Source organism: Pseudodesulfovibrio indicus (assembly GCF_001563225.1).
GTDB lineage: Bacteria > Desulfobacterota > Desulfovibrionia > Desulfovibrionales > Desulfovibrionaceae > Pseudodesulfovibrio > Pseudodesulfovibrio indicus.
On sequence record NZ_CP014206.1, the window covers coordinates 3,164,169 to 3,179,379 of the forward strand.

The window sequence follows — 15,211 nt, forward strand, 5'->3', positions numbered from 1 at the left end:
TCAAGACAGACCGTGGCATCAGGTTTGCAAGTCATTTCACACCTAATGAAAGGGGAAAAAACTTCCGATTAAGGGTATAACTATGGCAGAAAGCACGTACACATCGGGTTCAATCAACTTCACCGGCCTCGGCAACGGGACCGATTTCAACGCGCTCATCGACGGCTTCATCGATGTCGAGCGGACTCGTGTGACGCGCCTGGAGAAGTGGCGGAAAACCTGGGAAATCAAGAACGATCAGTTCCAGGAACTGAACACCCAGCTGCTCAGCCTGAAGACCACCCTGGAGGGCATGAACTCCATGAACGAGTTCATGACCAAGGGCGTGAGCAGCTCCAACACCAACCTGCTTTCAGCCACGGCGGATGCCAACGCCCTGGAATCCACCCACTCCGTGATCATCAACCAGCTGGCCACCAACGACATCCTGATCACCACCTCCGGGGCCAGCTCCCTGACCTCGTCCCTGACCTCCACGGCCACCTCCTTCAGCTTTTCCTACGGAGGCAAGCAGGTCACCATCGACGACATCCCGGCGGGCACCACCCTTCAGAATTTCGTCTACCTGATCAACAACCACGCCGACTCGCGCGGACTGATCCAGGCCTCGACCATCTTCGACGGCACCACTTACCACCTCCAACTCGCGGGCAAGGAGCTGGGCGCGGACAACCAGCTGTCCATCACCGACGCGGGCGGCCTCGCCTTCGGTTCCGGCTACACCGAAACCCAGAACGCACAAAACGCCCAGATCCGCGTGGACGGCTTTCCCCTCTCCGGGACGGGCTGGATCGAACGCGACTCCAACACGGTGGACGACGTCATCTCCGGCATCACCCTGAACCTCAAGGAGGCCGACCCGAACTCGGTCATCAGCCTGGCCGTGACCACGAACACCAAGGACATTGCGGACAAAGTCACCGCCTTCGTGGACGCGGTGAACGTCATCCGCGCCCGGATCATCGCCTTGACCAAGGTGGACGAGGAAGGCGAAGGGTCCGTCCTGACCGGCAACTACGGCATCGACATCGTTTCCCAGAATCTCAAGAACATCACCGCCGAAATGGGCCAGGGGTTCACCTCCTGGAACGAGGACACACTGTCCGGCGACAAGTTCGCCGCCCTCTCCCAACTCGGCATCCTGACCGACGCGGACCAGGGGTCGCCCACCAACGGTCTCCTGATCATCGATTACGAGAAGCTCGAAGCGGCCCTGGAGGAGGACCCCACCGCAGTGGCCGAGCTGTTCGCCCTGGAGCCCACCGGGGTCAGCCACACAACGGACTTCACCTTCACCTCCCTCATCGACGGGACCACCATGCCCGGGGTCTACGACGTCCAGGTGGTCAGCGACGGCACCAAGATCGTCAGCGCGACCATCAACGGCGAGGAGGCGTCCATCTCCGGATGGGAAATCACCGCCAAGACGGGCGACGCGAAGGGTATGGCCGTCAGGCTGAACAACACCGCGGCCGGGTCCCACGGCGGCACGGTGGCGGTCAAGACCGGCAAGGCCACCGAGATGATCAACGAGCTCAAGGAGCTGACCAAGCCGTACAACAAGTTCACGTACGAAGGCGGCCCCCTGGCGGTCCTGCAGAACAATTACGACGACATCATGGATTCCATCGACGACAAGATCGCCTACGAGGAAACCAGGATCGAAAAACTGGAAAGAAACATGCGTCTCAAATACGCCCGCCTGGACGCGCTGCTCGGCCAGTACCAGTTGCAGCAGGGCCAGCTTGAGGCGGCATTGGCACAGCTTGAATAGCAAGGAGTGATTGATGGCCAATCCAGCAAAGGCATATCTGGCGACCCAGGTCGAAACCACCACCCAGGGCGAACTGCTGCTCATGCTCTATGAAGCGGCGATCAAGTTCCTCAAACGGGCGCAGCGGGAGATCGACAACCGGGACTACGCCAAAAAAGGCATATACATATCGAAGGCCATGGCGATCGTCCACGAGCTGTCCGAGAGCCTGAACAAGGAAAAGGGGGGCGACATAACGCCCAAGCTCAGCCAGCTCTACCTGTTCTGCACCAGCCAGTTGGTCAAGGCCAACATCCGGATGGACAACAAGATGATCGACGACGTCATCCGCATCCTCGACGGGCTGCGCTCGGCCTATGCCCAAATCGTACCCATCCACGATGCCAAGGGCGACCCCGGCGACACCCTGTCCCGGAGCCAGCCGCCCAAGGCCGCGCCCCAGGCGATTCAGGCTCCGCCGATCCTGCCCGCCCAGGCCAACCCGGCGCAGCCCAAACCGGCCCCCCAGCCGCAGACGGGCGAACCGGCGCCCCAGAAGCAGGAGGGCAAACCGGCGGCCCAGCCCGCGCCCCAGGCCCCGTCGCCCATCCGCAACGCTGCGGCGGCGGCCAAGTTCCGCGCGGCCAACGCCTACAACAACGCCAACCGATGAACCGACCCGGCCCCGCAAGGGGCCGGTTTCGTTTGAGACAACCCCCCGGCGGTCATTTACAACACCTGCGGCATGTGTCACCTTTCGGCCATGGTTGAACCCCCTGTCCGCGTACTCCACGTCATCAAGAGCCTCGACCTGGGCGGCACGGAAAAGGTGCTCCAGCTGTTCGTGGCCAATCTGGACCCGACCCGGTTCCGGGCCTCGGTCTACTGCCCCCAGGACGGCCCGCGCGCGCGGCAGATCCGAGAGGCGGGCGTGGAGACCCACATCGGCGGGGACCTGGCCTCGGTCCTCGACCGCGTCCGGCCCCGGATAGCGCACGTCCACCGCGCGGGCTGGCCCGAGCCGGAGCTGCTCGTGCCGCTCAAGCGCGCCCGCGTGCCCGTGGTGGTGGAGACCAACGTCTTCGGCCGGTTCGACCCCAGCCCCCCGGCTACGGTCATCGACCGGACCCTGTTCGTCTCCCGGTTCTGCCTGGACCGGTTCCACCAAACCACCGGCATAGAACCCGACCCGTCCCGCTGGTCGTTTCTCTACAACCCCGTGGACACCGACTTTTTCGCCCGCGCCGCGCGGCGCGACAGGGACTTCTCCGAGCCCGCCGCCGGACGCATCTCGCGGGCCGATCCCGGCAAGTGGTCCCGGCTGGCCCTGGAGTTCCTGCCCCTGGTGATGCGCGAATTCCCGGACTTCCGGTACCGCGTCATCGGCGGGGTGCCGGAGGCCTTCGACTACGTCCGGGAGCACGGGCTGTCGGACAACGTGATCTTCCACGATCCGGTGCAGACAGACGCGGAGATCGCCTCCTTCCTGGACGCGGTCCCGGTCCTGGCCCACGCAAACGACACCGGGGAATCGTTCGGCCTGGTCATCGCCGAGGCCATGGCCTGCGGACTGCCCGTGGTCACCCACCCCAGCCAGGGGTTGCGCGACAACGCCCAGCTGGAGCTGGTGGAGCATGGCGTAACCGGGCTCGTGGCCCGCAACGCCGAAGAGTACGCGCGGGCGCTGACCCACCTGTTCACCCACCCCGAGGAGGCCCGGCGAATGGGCCTTGCCGGACGGGAAAAGAGCGCGAGACTCTACCGCGCCCAAACCGTCACCCGGCAGCTTGAATCCGTCTACCTGGAACTCTTGCAGCGCAAAGGAATACGTTCATGAGCAACACCCTGATCCGAGAATACACGGCCGCCGTCCTGGACTTCGAACTGCACGGCGCAAAACCCGCCGCTCCCGCCGCCGGGACCGACGTGGCCGCAACCGCCGAGCGCAGCCTGCGGCTGGTCCGCAAGAGCGGCAACCCCGATCTGGTCCTGTTCGGCCTGGGGGACGGTCGGCTGGCCGATGCCCTCAGGGACGGACTGCCCCACGGCGTCCGGCTGGTGGCCTGCGACACCGACCCGGCCACGGCCCGCGCCTTCCTCAGGGACCGCGCCGGCTGGAACGGCGAGGACGACATGGCGCTGGCGGCCGCCGACACCTCGCCCTGGGCGCTGCTCTACCTGCTGGCCCTGTCCGGCGTGACCCCGGACAAGGCCACCCTGGTCCTGAATCCCGACCTGGGCGATGAGGACCGGACCCGGTATCGCGGCCTGCAACGCCTTTTTTCCGCGGCCAAGCCGCACCAGGCCATCAACAGCTCGTACCTGAGCCACGTCGGGGTCCAGGCCCCGGACCTGTCCGTGGGCGCGATCCTCAGCCCCGACGAGCCCGACCTGGCCGGATATTTCGCCCAGTTCCCGGACTGGGTGCGCGAGGTGGTGGTCGTCTGGGACGGAGAAACCGTGCCGGAGACCGAGTACCCCTGCGCGGCCCCGGTGCGCCACTTCGCCCGCCCGCTGGACGACTTCGCCTCCCAGCGCAACTTCATGCTCGACCGCTGCGAGGGCGACTGGGTCCTGTACCTGGACGGCGACGAGCGGTTCAGCGAGGATGTCTGGGGGCTGTTCACGGCCTGCATGCTGGTCAAGCGGCTGGAGGCGTGCTGGTTCCCGCGCCTGACCCTGTACCCGGACGCGAACCGGTTCAAGGCGGGCTACGGGCTGTGGCCCGACCTGCAACTGCGGCTGTTCCGCAACCGCGAGTCCGTGCGCTTCACCCGGCCCGTGCACGAGCGGCTGACCGGCGTGGAGGGGCGCACGGCCCTGGCCCTGGACGCCTTCATCCTGCACCATAGCCGGCTGAACAAGACCCCGGAACAGCTGGCCGCCAAGCTGAAACGGTTCGACGAGGCGGGCGGCGGGATCACGAGTCACCTGCTCAACGACGACTACCCCACGGTGCGCCGCGCCCTGATGCCGGAGCCGTCCTTTCTCATGGGTTCGCTCCAAATGCTCCTGCTGGAGGAAAACCCGGCCTGACCACAACCCCGTTGCAGTCCGCTTGATTCCGGCCTACAAAATGTATACGACCGTTCAGCGGTGACACGAATCATGTCTTTCAAGGAATGACGATGCAGATAATTTGTCCCGAGTGCAGGTTCGCCCGAGAGGTGGACGAGTCCAAGATCCCCGCCCGCTCCCAGGTGGCGACCTGCCCCAAGTGCCAGACCAAATTCAAGTTTCGCGACCTGCCGGAGCCGGATTTCATCATCGATGAACCCGCGCCCGAGGCCGCGCCCGAACCCGTGGGCGCCCCCAAGCCCGCAGCCGAGCCGACTCCCGAGGTCAAATCGGCTCCCGCGCCCGAACCCGTGACCGAACGGGAATCCCCTGCGCCCGCGCCCAGCGAGGCCGAGGCGGAGAGCCCGGCCGACCCGGTGCTGCGCAAGCTCCGCCGGGGCGTCGAGCCGCGCCAGGGATCGCTCATGGAGACCGACGACGCGGACGACACCGAGGAAATCACGGAAAAGACCGATCGCGCCTTCCCCGGACTGCCCGACGCGGACAACGACTCCGGCGACGCCCTGTGGCAGCGGCTGCACACCATGACGCCCCCGGAAAAGCCCCGCAACGTCTACCGCGACGAGCCGGAACCCGGGCAGGACAGCGAACAGCAGCCCGTTCCCGGCTGGACCGGCGAGTTCAACGAGGACTTCCCCGATCCCATGCAGGGCGAGTTCGCGGAAGAAGAGGACGAGACGGCCTCCGCCTCCATGCAGGTTCCGCCGCCCTTCGAGCAGCTCGACCGCTACGGCTTCTTCCGGGGCCTGTTCCTGACCATCAAGCTGGTCCTCCTGTCGCCGCGCCTGTTCTTCTCGGTCATGCCCGTGGGCAACGGATTGTCCAAGCCCCTGACCTTCGCCATCCTGGTGGCCATGATCCAGTCCGTGGCCCAGTACGCCTGGACCGCCGTAGGACTCATGCCGGGCATCGACGTAACCAGCCCGGACATGGTCGCGGCCGCGCCGACCACGGCGGACGACCTGTTCATGCTCCTGCTGCGCCCCGCCGCCGTGGCCTTCGAGATATTCTTCTTCGCCGGGCTGTTCCACCTGATGCTCATGCCCCTGCAATCGGCGAAAAAGGGCTTCGAGGGCACCTTCCGGGCCGTGGCCTATGCCTATGCGCCGATCATCATCGGCATCCTGCCCCTGCCCCTGGTGGAGCTGGTCATCGGCAACCTCGGCCTGAGCGTGCTCTGGTTTCTGGCCCTGACCGCCGTCGGGCTGAAGTACATCCACGAGACCTCCTCCATCCGCACCGCCGGGGTGGTGGTCCTGACCGTCCTGCTGCTCATGGCCGTGGTCGCCTCCATGGTCACGGCGCAGATCGCCACCGTTTAGGAGCACGCCGTGTTCGGCTGGCTGAAGGACAGGATCGAGGCGGTCAAAGCCCAGCGCAAGCTGGCCCGGCAGGTCGACCCGCGCAGCTTCAAGCGGATGGCCATGGAGATCCGCGACCTCGCCCTGCTCGCCTCCCAGCTCAACCCGCGCGAAAAGGACATCCACAAGCTCATCCGCAGCGTCATCGTCGAGATGGACCGGCTTTCGGAACTGGCCGACCGGCCAGAATTCCGGAAGCTGTCCACCGGCAAGAAGCTGCTCCTGCGCCAGGGGCTTGAGGAATCCAGGGTACAGCTCCTGGAATCCATCGAATCCGCGCCCTCCCCCACCCAGACGCTTCAGTAGGCCGACCGGCATACATATTGCTTCGTCCCCGACGACAACCCCGGCCCCGTCACGCGCGCGACGGGCCGCCGGGGAAAGGCACCAACCCGCAGCCGGTGGACGACATGAAAAAAATCATATTTTCAGCACTGTTGCTAATGCTGACCGCGTGCTCCCACGTGGACCTCTCCCTGACCGATCAGATCAAGGTCTATACGGACGCGCCCGTCAGGAAATCGGCGCTCCAGGTCTCCCTGCACCCCAAGGGCAGGCAGATCAGCCCCCTGACGGCCTACTTCCATCCCTTCGTCATCCAGCAGGAGAACCGTGACCACGCGGCCCTGTCCTCCTCCTTCTCCGGGATATTCTTCAACGCCTGGACCGAGGAGCGGCTCTTCACCACCATGGAGCTGGAGTCCGGCTCGGGCTACCAGGGGCTGTCCTCGGCCATGAACACGGCCCGCAGGCGGGGCGCGGACCTGCTGATCATCGGCAAGGTCCCCTACTTCTATGACGGGCACACCCTGGACGACTCCGCCGTGACCCTTGAGGTGGACATCTACGCAGCGGGCAGCGGGGAGCTGCTCTGGACCATGCTCCAGTCCGGGCGCATCGAGAAACGCGACCCCGACGACTACGTCTACTTCGTGCACGAGACGCGCATGAACGACGCCCCGTTCAACAGGATCATCCGCGCCATAGCCAAGGACATGGCCATCCCGCTCAAGGCGTGGCTGCCCGACCCGGAGGCGCGCTACCAGTACGCCACCACCCCGGAAGAGGTGAAGCAGGGGCTGCTCCCCGCCCCGGACGGAGCCGGGACCGACGGCAGCGACCTTCCGCCCGAACCGGGCGCAACGCAGGGAACCGGCGCGGCTCCCGCGCCCGGCGCAAGCGGAACGCCCGCCGCACCCGCAGCGGGCGAGGACGGCGCGACCCGGCCGCAGATATCCGGCGTGGACCTCGACATCCTCTTCGACTTCGACAAGGCGGTCATCCAGCAGCAGTCCTATCCCCTGCTCGACGCCCTGGGCGAGAGCCTGAGCTCCCCGCAGCTCAGGGGCCGGGAGATCGTCATCGGCGGCCACACGGACGCGGCAGGGGACGCGCAGTACAACCTGGACCTCTCCCGCCGCCGGGCCGACGCGGTCAAAACCTACCTGGTGGACCGCTGGAAGGCGGACCCCGCCCTGATAAAAACCGTGGGCTACGGCAAGACCCGACCACTGACCGCGGGCACGACCGACGGCGACCAGCAGCGCAACCGGCGCGTGGAGATCAGGCTCGCGCCCCCGGCCAACCAATGATTTCTTGACTTTTTGACAACAATTCTTATCTTCCCGAACAGGGACGCGACAGGGGGCCATTCCGGGCCTCTTTTTTCGTCTTTTACACACTCAAGATTGTGTGCTACCTGAGAGACCTTCATTTCACCTGAGAGGTATTTTTAATGATAGGCATTTCCAAATTGTACTGCGGCGCCGTGGAAGCGTCCGACGCCCTGCGATACAACCGCGAATCCGGGCAGCTCCCGTCCCACCTGCTCCAGTTCTCCAAAGACAAGAAGCCCGTCGTGGTCTGGAACATGACCCAGCGGTGCAACCTCAAGTGCGTGCACTGCTACGCCCACGCCGTTGATCCCAGCAGCCACGAAGACCCCATCTCCAACGAGAAGGCCAAGGAGATGATCGACGATCTGGCCCAGTTCGGCGCGCCGGTCCTGCTCTTCTCCGGCGGCGAGCCCCTGGTCCGCGAGGATCTGGTGGACCTGGCCAAGTACGCCACCTCCAAGGGCATGCGGGCCGTCATCTCCACCAACGGCACCCTGATCACCAAGTCCAAGGCCAAGGAACTCAAGGAAGTCGGCCTCTCCTACGTCGGCATCTCCATCGACGGCAACGAGGAGATCCACGACAAGTTCCGTGGCGTCAAAGGGTCCTACAAGCAGGCCCTGAAGGGCGTGGAGAACTGTCTGGCCGAAGGCCTCAAGGTCGGCCTGCGCTTCACCATCAACAAGCGCAACGCCGTGGAGATCCCCCACCTCTTCGATCTCATCGAGACCATGGAGATCCCCCGCATCTGTTTCTACCACCTGGTCTACTCCGGGCGTGGTTCCGAGCTGATCAAGGAAGACCTGGATCACCAGGAGACCCGCGACGTGGTCGATCTGATCATGGACCGCACCCGCGCCCTGTTCGACAAGGGTCTGCCCAAGGAAGTCCTGACCGTGGACAACCACGCCGACGGCCCCTACGTCTACTACCGGCTCCTCAAGGAGGACCCGGAACGCGCCAAGGAAGTGCTCGAACTGCTCAAGATGAACGAGGGCAACTCCTCGGGCCGGGGCATCGGCTGCATCTCCTGGGACGGCAAGGTTCACGCCGACCAGTTCATGCGCCACCACACCTTCGGCAACGTGCTCGAACGTCCGTTCTCCGAAATCTGGACCGACCCGAACATCGAACTGCTGCACAAGCTCAAGGACAAGCGCCCGCACGTTGGCGGCCGCTGCGCCGGTTGCCGGTTCCTGAACATCTGCGGCGGCAACTTCCGCGCCCGCGCCGAAGCGTACTACGACGACTTCTGGGCGCAGGACCCCGCCTGCTACCTCACCGACGAAGAAATCACCGGCGAGAAGCTGTAGGAAGAACGTTTACGGAGGCCGGGGGAGACCTCATCATCGAGGTTTCCCCCGGACCCCTTTCAAGGACTTTTTGCCGCCCGCTTCGCTCGAAGACGTGCGGCAACTTTTTTTGCACTTGGTTGCGGGAACGCTGAAAAGGCGTATAGAACAGTTCAAATTCGTTTTGAAAACGCTTCCCTGGAGAACATATGATTCCTGCTGATTTTTATCGCGGCCGCCGGTTGAGAACCTCGCTGGCCCTGCGCGAAATGGTCCGCGAAAACGCGGTCACCGCCAATGACCTGATCATGCCCTACTTCGTGGTCGAAACCGCAGACGAGGACTTCCAGAAGGAAATCTCCTCCATGCCCGGCCAGTACCAGCTCTCCCTCAAGCAGTTGGAGAAACGGGTCGGCGAAGCCGTGGCCAACGGCCTCAAGGCGTGCATCCTGTTCGGCATCCCCGCCGAGAAGGACGAGGTCGGTTCCGGTGCCTACGACGACAAGGGCATCGTCCAGCAGGCCATCCGGCTGCTCAAGGACCGCTGGCCCAAGCTCATCGTCATCGCCGACACCTGCCTGTGCGAATACACCTCCCACGGCCACTGCGGCCTGGTGAAGAACGATTACGTGCAGAACGACCCGACCCTGAACCTGCTGGCCCGCGCCGCCGTGGCCCAGGCCAAGGCGGGCGCGGACATGGTCGCCCCGTCCGACATGATGGACGGTCGCGTGGCCGCCATCCGCGAGGCCCTGGACGAAGCCGGGTTCATCAACACCCCGATCATGTCCTACGCGGTCAAATACGCTTCCGCCTTCTACGGCCCGTTCCGCGAGGCCGCAGAAAGCTCGCCGCAGTTCGGCGACCGCAAGACCTACCAGATGGACCCGCCCAACTCCCGCGAGGCCATGCGCGAAGCCGTGGCCGACCTGGAGGAAGGCGCGGACATCCTGATGGTCAAACCCGGCATGCCGTACCTCGACATCGTCCGCCAGGTGCGCGACAACTTCGACACCCCGGTGGCCGTGTACCAGGTCAGCGGCGAATATTCCCAGATCAAGGCCGCCGCCCTCAACGGCTGGATCGACGAGATGGCCGTGGTCATGGAGTCCCTGGTGGCCTTCAAGCGCGCCGGAGCGGACCTGATCCTCACCTACTTCACCGAAGACGTACTCAAGGTATTGAAATAATGAGCGCACACGACAATCAGCACCCCGGCGGCCATCCCGGCACCGGCTGCCCGCCCGAAGGGCATCCCGGCGGCCATCCCGGCGGCCACCCGCACGGCAAAATGCACCCCGGCGCGGAGCACGCGCCCAAGAAGTATCTGGACGACGGCGTCACCCCCATCTGCCGGCTCATCGCCTGGGAAGTGACCCGCTCCTGCAACCTGGCCTGCAAGCACTGCCGGGCCGAGGCGCACCCGGAACCCTACGAGGGCGAGCTGTCCACCGACGAGGCCAAGGCGCTCATCGACACCTTCCCGGACGTGGGCTCCCCGATCATCATCTTCACCGGCGGCGAGCCGATGATGCGCCACGACGTCTACGAGCTGATCGCCTACGCCAAGACCAAGGGGCTGCGCTGCGTCATGGCCCCCAACGGTACGCTGATCACCCCGGAGACCGCAAAACAGATGAAGGACGCGGGCATCGAGCGGTGTTCCATCTCCATCGACGCGCCCGAGGCCGCCCAGCACGACGAGTTCCGCGGCGAACTGGGCGCGTTCGACGCCTCCATGCGCGGCATCCAGTATCTCAAGGACGCGGGCATCGAGTTCCAGATCAACACCACGGTGACCAAGAACAACCTGCACCTGTTCAAGGACATCTTCCAGCTCTGCGAGAAGATCGGCGCGTCCGCCTGGCACATCTTCCTGCTCGTGCCCACGGGCCGGGCCGTAGAACTCGGCACCGAGATCATCTCCGCCGAGGAGTACGAGGACGTGCTCAACTGGTTCTACGACTTCCGCAAGACCACGAACATGCAGCTCAAGGCCACCTGCGCGCCCCACTACCACCGCATCCTGCGCCAGCGCGCCAAGGAAGACGGCACCCCGGTGGATTTCGCCAACTTCGGCCTGGACGCGGTCTCGCGCGGCTGCCTGGGCGGCATCGGATTCTGCTTCATCTCCCACCGGGGCCAGGTCCAGCCGTGCGGCTACCTGGACCTGGACTGCGGCAACGTCCGCGAGATCCCCTTCCCGGATATCTGGAAGAGCTCCCAGCAGTTCCTCAACCTGCGCAACCCCGACGTCTACGACGGCAAGTGCGGCCACTGCGAATACGAAAAGGTCTGCGGCGGCTGCCGCGCCCGCGCCCAAACCATGAAGGGCCACTATCTCAAAGAGGAGCCGCTGTGCTCCTACACCCCGAAGAAAAAGCCGAAGGCGTAGAGACGCCTCCGGCGGGCGGGGGAAGGGGAGGAAAAACCCTTTGAAAAGGGTTCTTTCCTCCCCTTCCCCCGGTCCCCCATCCCCTTCTTTTCCCAAACTTTTTGTTGCCGCTTCGCGGAGGGTGGGGGTTGGCGTCAGGGCGGACCGCTTGACCTGACACCGTTTTTTGAAAGAGAATCAACCGCGCCTGGACGCACCCGCCGAAGACGCGATAAAAAGTTTTGGAGATGCTTAAGAACCTTTTTCAAAAGGTTCTTAAGCCGCCGGAGGCACCCCATGGACAATTACGACAAGCAGATACTCGACATCATCCAGTCCCATTTCCCCCTCGTTTCCCGCCCTTATGAAGACGTGGGCAAGCAGGTGGGGTTGACCGAGGCCGAGGTGCTGGAGCGGGTTCGGGACATGAAGAAGTCCGGCCTGATCCGGCGCATGGGGGCCAACTTCAACTCCAAGACGCTGGGCTGGCAATCCACCCTGTGCGCGGCGTCCGTGCCCGAGGACAAGCTCGACGAGTTCGTGGCCGAGGTGAACAAGCACGACGGCGTGACCCACAACTACCTGCGCGAGAACGAGTTCAACGTCTGGTTCGCGCTCATCGCCCCGGACATGGACGCGGTGGAGGCGATCCTGGCCTCCATCACCGAGGCCACGGGCATCAAGATTTTGAATCTTCCGGCCGACAAGCTGTTCAAGATCAAGGTCGATTTCAAGATGGACAAATAGGGAGCGCCAAGGCCATGCACAAGCTGTACAAGATTTTACTGCTGGGCCTGGCCGCAGGCATCCTGAACGCCATTCCCCTGGTCTTCCTGTCCACGGTCTGGCAGCCCGTGACCGCCACCGTGCTGCACTGGCTGGGGCTGAGCATCGTCATCGCCTACGCGCGCATGCCCCTGGAAAGCTGGGCCACGGGCATGCTCATCGCGGCCCTGACCTCCCTTCCCCTGAGCATACTGCTCTATCCGGACAGCATACCGGGCGTGCTCCAGTCCCTGGGCATCGCCCTGGTCCTCGGCGGGCTGCTCGGCTTTACCTCCGAACGGTTGGTGCAGAATCAGCCCTGACCGACGCCGGGCTCACTCGCCCTCCGCCCCCTCGACGTCAAGGGGCGAGATCCCGTTTAAATACATTTCCCGCAGCCTGGAGTAGGGGCTGCTCCCCGATGCATCCACCTTCTTGAAGTTGTCCAGGGCGGACTGCAGGCGGTCGATCAGCTCGTCGTCCGTGTTCCTGTTGAAACCGAAATAGACCGTCAACGGTTCGAACCGGTAGAGAATCCGGTAGTCTTCCGCCGCCATCCCCTCATCGCCCATCATCCGCTCCGTCGCGCCCAAGGCCTGGACGATCACATCAACGCGCCCTTCCCTGAGCATCCTCAGCTGGGCGGGGATGCCGCTGAGCATGACCATATTCTTCTCGATCCCGGGCAAGGCGTTGACCAGGATATGAATAGGGCTCGTGTTGCGGACCATGCCGATGCTGTACTGCTTCAAATCTTCGAGGCGCTCGACCTTGACCCCGGACCGCCGCCGGGCATAGGCCCCGATGTGAATCACGTCCAGCGGACCGACCCACTTGAAGCGGCCAAGCCTCTCCGGGAGCTGGGCCAGCACGATCAACGCGGAACTCGGCACGATCTCCACTTCATGCACGGCCCGCGCCCAGGGCAAGACCTTGATGTCGGAGGGGGCGAAATGCTCGCCGATGGAATGCATCATCAGTCCCATCAATTCCACGGCGAATCCGGTGGGCGGCCCGTCGTCGTGCAATACGGCATAGGGGGGCAAGCCGTCCGCGTAGAAGCGGACATGGTCGCCCAGGGCCGGCCTGGCCGGGAAAAGGGCGAGAAAGGCTGCGCACAGGGAAAGCAGGACAAACTTCAATCTGAACGTACCCATACTTTTTCATACCGAATTCATGCCGCCCGTAAAAGTATAATGTGCGCGACGCACGGGCCGACAAGTCCGAAAGGTTTGGAGATCGCCATCCGAAGCCCCCCTCGGCCCCGTTCGCCGGGAGACCATAAAAAAAACCGCCCGAAGGCGGCCGAAATCGTTGAACCGGGCGACAACCTACCGGTTTCTCTCCAACAATCCTTCGGCGCTGTACTTGCGCATGATCGCCTTGAAGCGGGACCGGCCGTGTCGGTCCTCCTTGCGCATGGCGTCCATGGCCGCCTGGAGCCGGGCGATGAACCCGTCGTCCACGGCCCGGTTGAAGGCCAGGTAGAGGGGCAGGTTGCTGAGCACGTAGACCATCTCGAAATCATCTGGGTCCAGTCCTACGGACTCAAGCACGTGTGGCGCGGCGGTATCGGCCTGGCAGACCAGATCCACCCTTCCGGCGTTCAGCATGCGCATCTGGAGGACGTCGTCCTTGACCACCTCCCTGCGCACGTCCTTGAGCACCGGGTCGTTTTGCAGCAGATGCATGGGGCCGCTGTTGCGGACCACGCTTATGGAATAGCGTTTCAGGTCTTCCTTGCTCCGGATGACGATGTCGGAGGACTTTCTGGCCACCAGCCCGAGCTTCAACTCGACAAGGGGGCCGACCCATTTGAACAGGGGTTCGCGCTGCGGGGTGCGGGCCAGGAGAAACATGCCCGTGCCGGGCGTGGTCTCCAGAATCTCCAGGGAACGGGGAAAGCTGATGCTCCGGAATTCTTCCGCCCGGACGGGGTCGCCCGCCCCGCCCATGAGCTCGGAGACGACGTCAACGATCGGACCGCCGACCTCTCCGGATTTGGACACCTGGATAAAGGGGAATATCTCGCCGACATAAAAAACGAAATCACTGGCCCGGGCAGTGCCGACGATCAGGAACAGAAACAGAATCGCGATACAGTAAGTGCGCATGCGGATCAGGACATCATTAAGGTAAGGGTTGAATTCGAAGGGCGGACCTTATGGCAAAACCTCCCAAAACACAAACCCCCGCCGGAAACACCCCCGAAACCCTTGCGGTCCGCCCCCGGAGCGGGTACACCACCCCTAACGTCACCGACCACACGGAGTTGCAAAAATGATCCTTTCCCCGTCCATGCTCTCCTCGGACTTCGCCAACATGGAAGCCGAGCTGAAAGCCCTGGAAGCCGCAGGCCTCGAGTGGGTCCACCTCGACGTCATGGACGGCATGTTCGTGCCGAACATCACCTTCGGGCCGCCGATCATCAAGGCCATGCGCGCCAAGTCGAACCTGTTCTTCGACTGCCACCTGATGATCAACGATCCGGGCCGGTACATCGCCGACTTCGCCGCAGCCGGGGCCGACCTGATCTGCGTCCACGCCGAGGCGTGCACCCACCTGGAGCGGGTCTGCGCCCAGATTGTCGAGGCCGGGGCCAAGCCCGCCGTGGCCCTCAACCCGCACACCCCGCTGGAGTCCATCAAATACCTGATCCCCCAGCTGCACATGGTCCTGATCATGTCCGTGAACCCCGGGTTCGGCGGCCAGAAGTTCATCCCTTTCTGCCTGGACAAGGTCCGCGAGCTCAAGGCCATGATCCGGGCCGCCGGGGCCGAGACCCTGATCCAGATCGACGGCGGCGTGTCCCTGGACAACGCCCGCGAGCTGACGCAGGCCGGGGTGGACGTGCTGGTCTCCGGTTCCGCCTTCTTCAAATTCCCGCCCTACGGCGAGCGGTACAAGGCGTTTCAGGACGCCTGCGCCTAACGCCCGAAAGCTCCCGAACAACACGGGGCTGGAACACAGCC

15 protein-coding genes are annotated in these 15,211 nt (G+C 64.1%); 13 read left to right on the forward strand and 2 right to left on the reverse strand.

What is annotated here, in order from left to right:
* Positions 1-82: 82 nt before the first annotated feature.
* From fliD to AWY79_RS14400, 12 genes are all read left to right on the forward strand, one after another.
* Entirely contained in the window at positions 83-1,774 is a 1,692-nt protein-coding gene (gene fliD, locus AWY79_RS14345; RefSeq protein ID WP_066805404.1) for a flagellar filament capping protein FliD, read from the forward strand.
* Between the two features lie 13 nt (positions 1,775-1,787).
* On the forward strand, positions 1,788-2,426 hold the full coding sequence (gene fliS, locus AWY79_RS14350) for a flagellar export chaperone FliS (RefSeq protein ID WP_066805407.1): 639 nt from the start codon (positions 1,788-1,790) through the stop codon (positions 2,424-2,426).
* A 90-nt stretch (positions 2,427-2,516) separates the two neighbouring features.
* The gene (locus tag AWY79_RS14355; RefSeq protein WP_066807260.1) at positions 2,517-3,590 is read left to right on the forward strand and encodes a glycosyltransferase family 4 protein; all 1,074 of its coding nucleotides are present in this window, start codon (positions 2,517-2,519) and stop codon (positions 3,588-3,590) included.
* Positions 3,587-4,789 (forward strand): glycosyl transferase family 2, encoded by a 1,203-nt coding sequence (locus tag AWY79_RS14360; protein ID WP_066805410.1) that lies wholly within the window; start codon positions 3,587-3,589, stop codon positions 4,787-4,789. Before AWY79_RS14355 ends, AWY79_RS14360 begins: the two co-directional genes overlap by 4 nt.
* Before the next feature lie 92 nt (positions 4,790-4,881).
* Positions 4,882-6,153, forward strand: a complete 1,272-nt coding sequence (locus AWY79_RS19155) for a YIP1 family protein (RefSeq protein WP_066805412.1) — start codon at positions 4,882-4,884, stop codon at positions 6,151-6,153.
* 9 nt (positions 6,154-6,162) lie between these two features.
* Positions 6,163-6,498: a hypothetical protein gene (locus AWY79_RS14370; RefSeq protein WP_066805414.1), complete on the forward strand. Its 336-nt coding sequence runs from the start codon at positions 6,163-6,165 to the stop codon at positions 6,496-6,498.
* Between the two features lie 104 nt (positions 6,499-6,602).
* Entirely contained in the window at positions 6,603-7,784 is a 1,182-nt protein-coding gene (locus tag AWY79_RS14375) for an OmpA family protein (RefSeq protein ID WP_066807262.1), read from the forward strand.
* Between the two features lie 143 nt (positions 7,785-7,927).
* Positions 7,928-9,121: a 12,18-didecarboxysiroheme deacetylase gene (gene ahbC, locus AWY79_RS14380; protein ID WP_066805416.1), complete on the forward strand. Its 1,194-nt coding sequence runs from the start codon at positions 7,928-7,930 to the stop codon at positions 9,119-9,121.
* A 188-nt stretch (positions 9,122-9,309) separates the two neighbouring features.
* The gene (gene hemB, locus AWY79_RS14385; RefSeq protein WP_066805418.1) at positions 9,310-10,290 is read left to right on the forward strand and encodes a porphobilinogen synthase; all 981 of its coding nucleotides are present in this window, start codon (positions 9,310-9,312) and stop codon (positions 10,288-10,290) included.
* Complete coding sequence (gene ahbD, locus AWY79_RS14390) at positions 10,290-11,495, forward strand: heme b synthase (protein ID WP_066805420.1); 1,206 nt, start codon at positions 10,290-10,292, stop codon at positions 11,493-11,495. Before hemB ends, ahbD begins: the two co-directional genes overlap by 1 nt.
* 276 nt (positions 11,496-11,771) lie before the next feature.
* Positions 11,772-12,221, forward strand: coding sequence for a siroheme decarboxylase subunit alpha (gene ahbA, locus AWY79_RS14395; protein WP_066805422.1), 450 nt, complete (start codon positions 11,772-11,774; stop codon positions 12,219-12,221).
* A gap of 14 nt (positions 12,222-12,235) precedes the next feature.
* Positions 12,236-12,562, forward strand: a complete 327-nt coding sequence (locus tag AWY79_RS14400) for a hypothetical protein (protein WP_066805424.1) — start codon at positions 12,236-12,238, stop codon at positions 12,560-12,562.
* A gap of 12 nt (positions 12,563-12,574) precedes the next feature.
* Here AWY79_RS14400 and AWY79_RS14405 read toward each other — a convergent pair whose 3' ends face one another.
* Both AWY79_RS14405 and AWY79_RS14410 read right to left on the reverse strand, forming a co-directional pair.
* Positions 12,575-13,396: a substrate-binding periplasmic protein gene (locus AWY79_RS14405; RefSeq protein ID WP_066805428.1), complete on the reverse strand. Its 822-nt coding sequence runs from the start codon at positions 13,394-13,396 to the stop codon at positions 12,575-12,577.
* 174 nt (positions 13,397-13,570) lie between these two features.
* Positions 13,571-14,353 (reverse strand): substrate-binding periplasmic protein, encoded by a 783-nt coding sequence (locus AWY79_RS14410; protein WP_066805431.1) that lies wholly within the window; start codon positions 14,351-14,353, stop codon positions 13,571-13,573.
* A gap of 166 nt (positions 14,354-14,519) precedes the next feature.
* On the opposite strand from AWY79_RS14410, the gene rpe reads away from it, so the two are divergent.
* Positions 14,520-15,170 carry a ribulose-phosphate 3-epimerase gene (gene rpe / locus AWY79_RS14415; protein ID WP_066805434.1) on the forward strand — a complete coding sequence of 217 codons (651 nt, stop codon included), beginning with the start codon at positions 14,520-14,522 and terminating at the stop codon, positions 15,168-15,170.
* Positions 15,171-15,211: the final 41 nt, after the last annotated feature.

Coding starts and splice junctions, on each gene's coding strand:
- fliD (WP_066805404.1), top strand. CDS start 83: ATGGCAGAAAGCACGTACACATCGGGTTCAATCAACTTCACCGGCCTC.
- fliS (WP_066805407.1), top strand. CDS start 1,788: ATGGCCAATCCAGCAAAGGCATATCTGGCGACCCAGGTCGAAACCACC.
- AWY79_RS14355 (WP_066807260.1), top strand. CDS start 2,517: ATGGTTGAACCCCCTGTCCGCGTACTCCACGTCATCAAGAGCCTCGAC.
- AWY79_RS14360 (WP_066805410.1), top strand. CDS start 3,587: ATGAGCAACACCCTGATCCGAGAATACACGGCCGCCGTCCTGGACTTC.
- AWY79_RS19155 (WP_066805412.1), top strand. CDS start 4,882: ATGCAGATAATTTGTCCCGAGTGCAGGTTCGCCCGAGAGGTGGACGAG.
- AWY79_RS14375 (WP_066807262.1), top strand. CDS start 6,603: ATGAAAAAAATCATATTTTCAGCACTGTTGCTAATGCTGACCGCGTGC.
- ahbC (WP_066805416.1), top strand. CDS start 7,928: ATGATAGGCATTTCCAAATTGTACTGCGGCGCCGTGGAAGCGTCCGAC.
- hemB (WP_066805418.1), top strand. CDS start 9,310: ATGATTCCTGCTGATTTTTATCGCGGCCGCCGGTTGAGAACCTCGCTG.
- ahbD (WP_066805420.1), top strand. CDS start 10,290: ATGAGCGCACACGACAATCAGCACCCCGGCGGCCATCCCGGCACCGGC.
- ahbA (WP_066805422.1), top strand. CDS start 11,772: ATGGACAATTACGACAAGCAGATACTCGACATCATCCAGTCCCATTTC.
- AWY79_RS14400 (WP_066805424.1), top strand. CDS start 12,236: ATGCACAAGCTGTACAAGATTTTACTGCTGGGCCTGGCCGCAGGCATC.
- AWY79_RS14405 (WP_066805428.1), bottom strand. CDS start 13,396: ATGGGTACGTTCAGATTGAAGTTTGTCCTGCTTTCCCTGTGCGCAGCC.
- AWY79_RS14410 (WP_066805431.1), bottom strand. CDS start 14,353: ATGCGCACTTACTGTATCGCGATTCTGTTTCTGTTCCTGATCGTCGGC.
- rpe (WP_066805434.1), top strand. CDS start 14,520: ATGATCCTTTCCCCGTCCATGCTCTCCTCGGACTTCGCCAACATGGAA.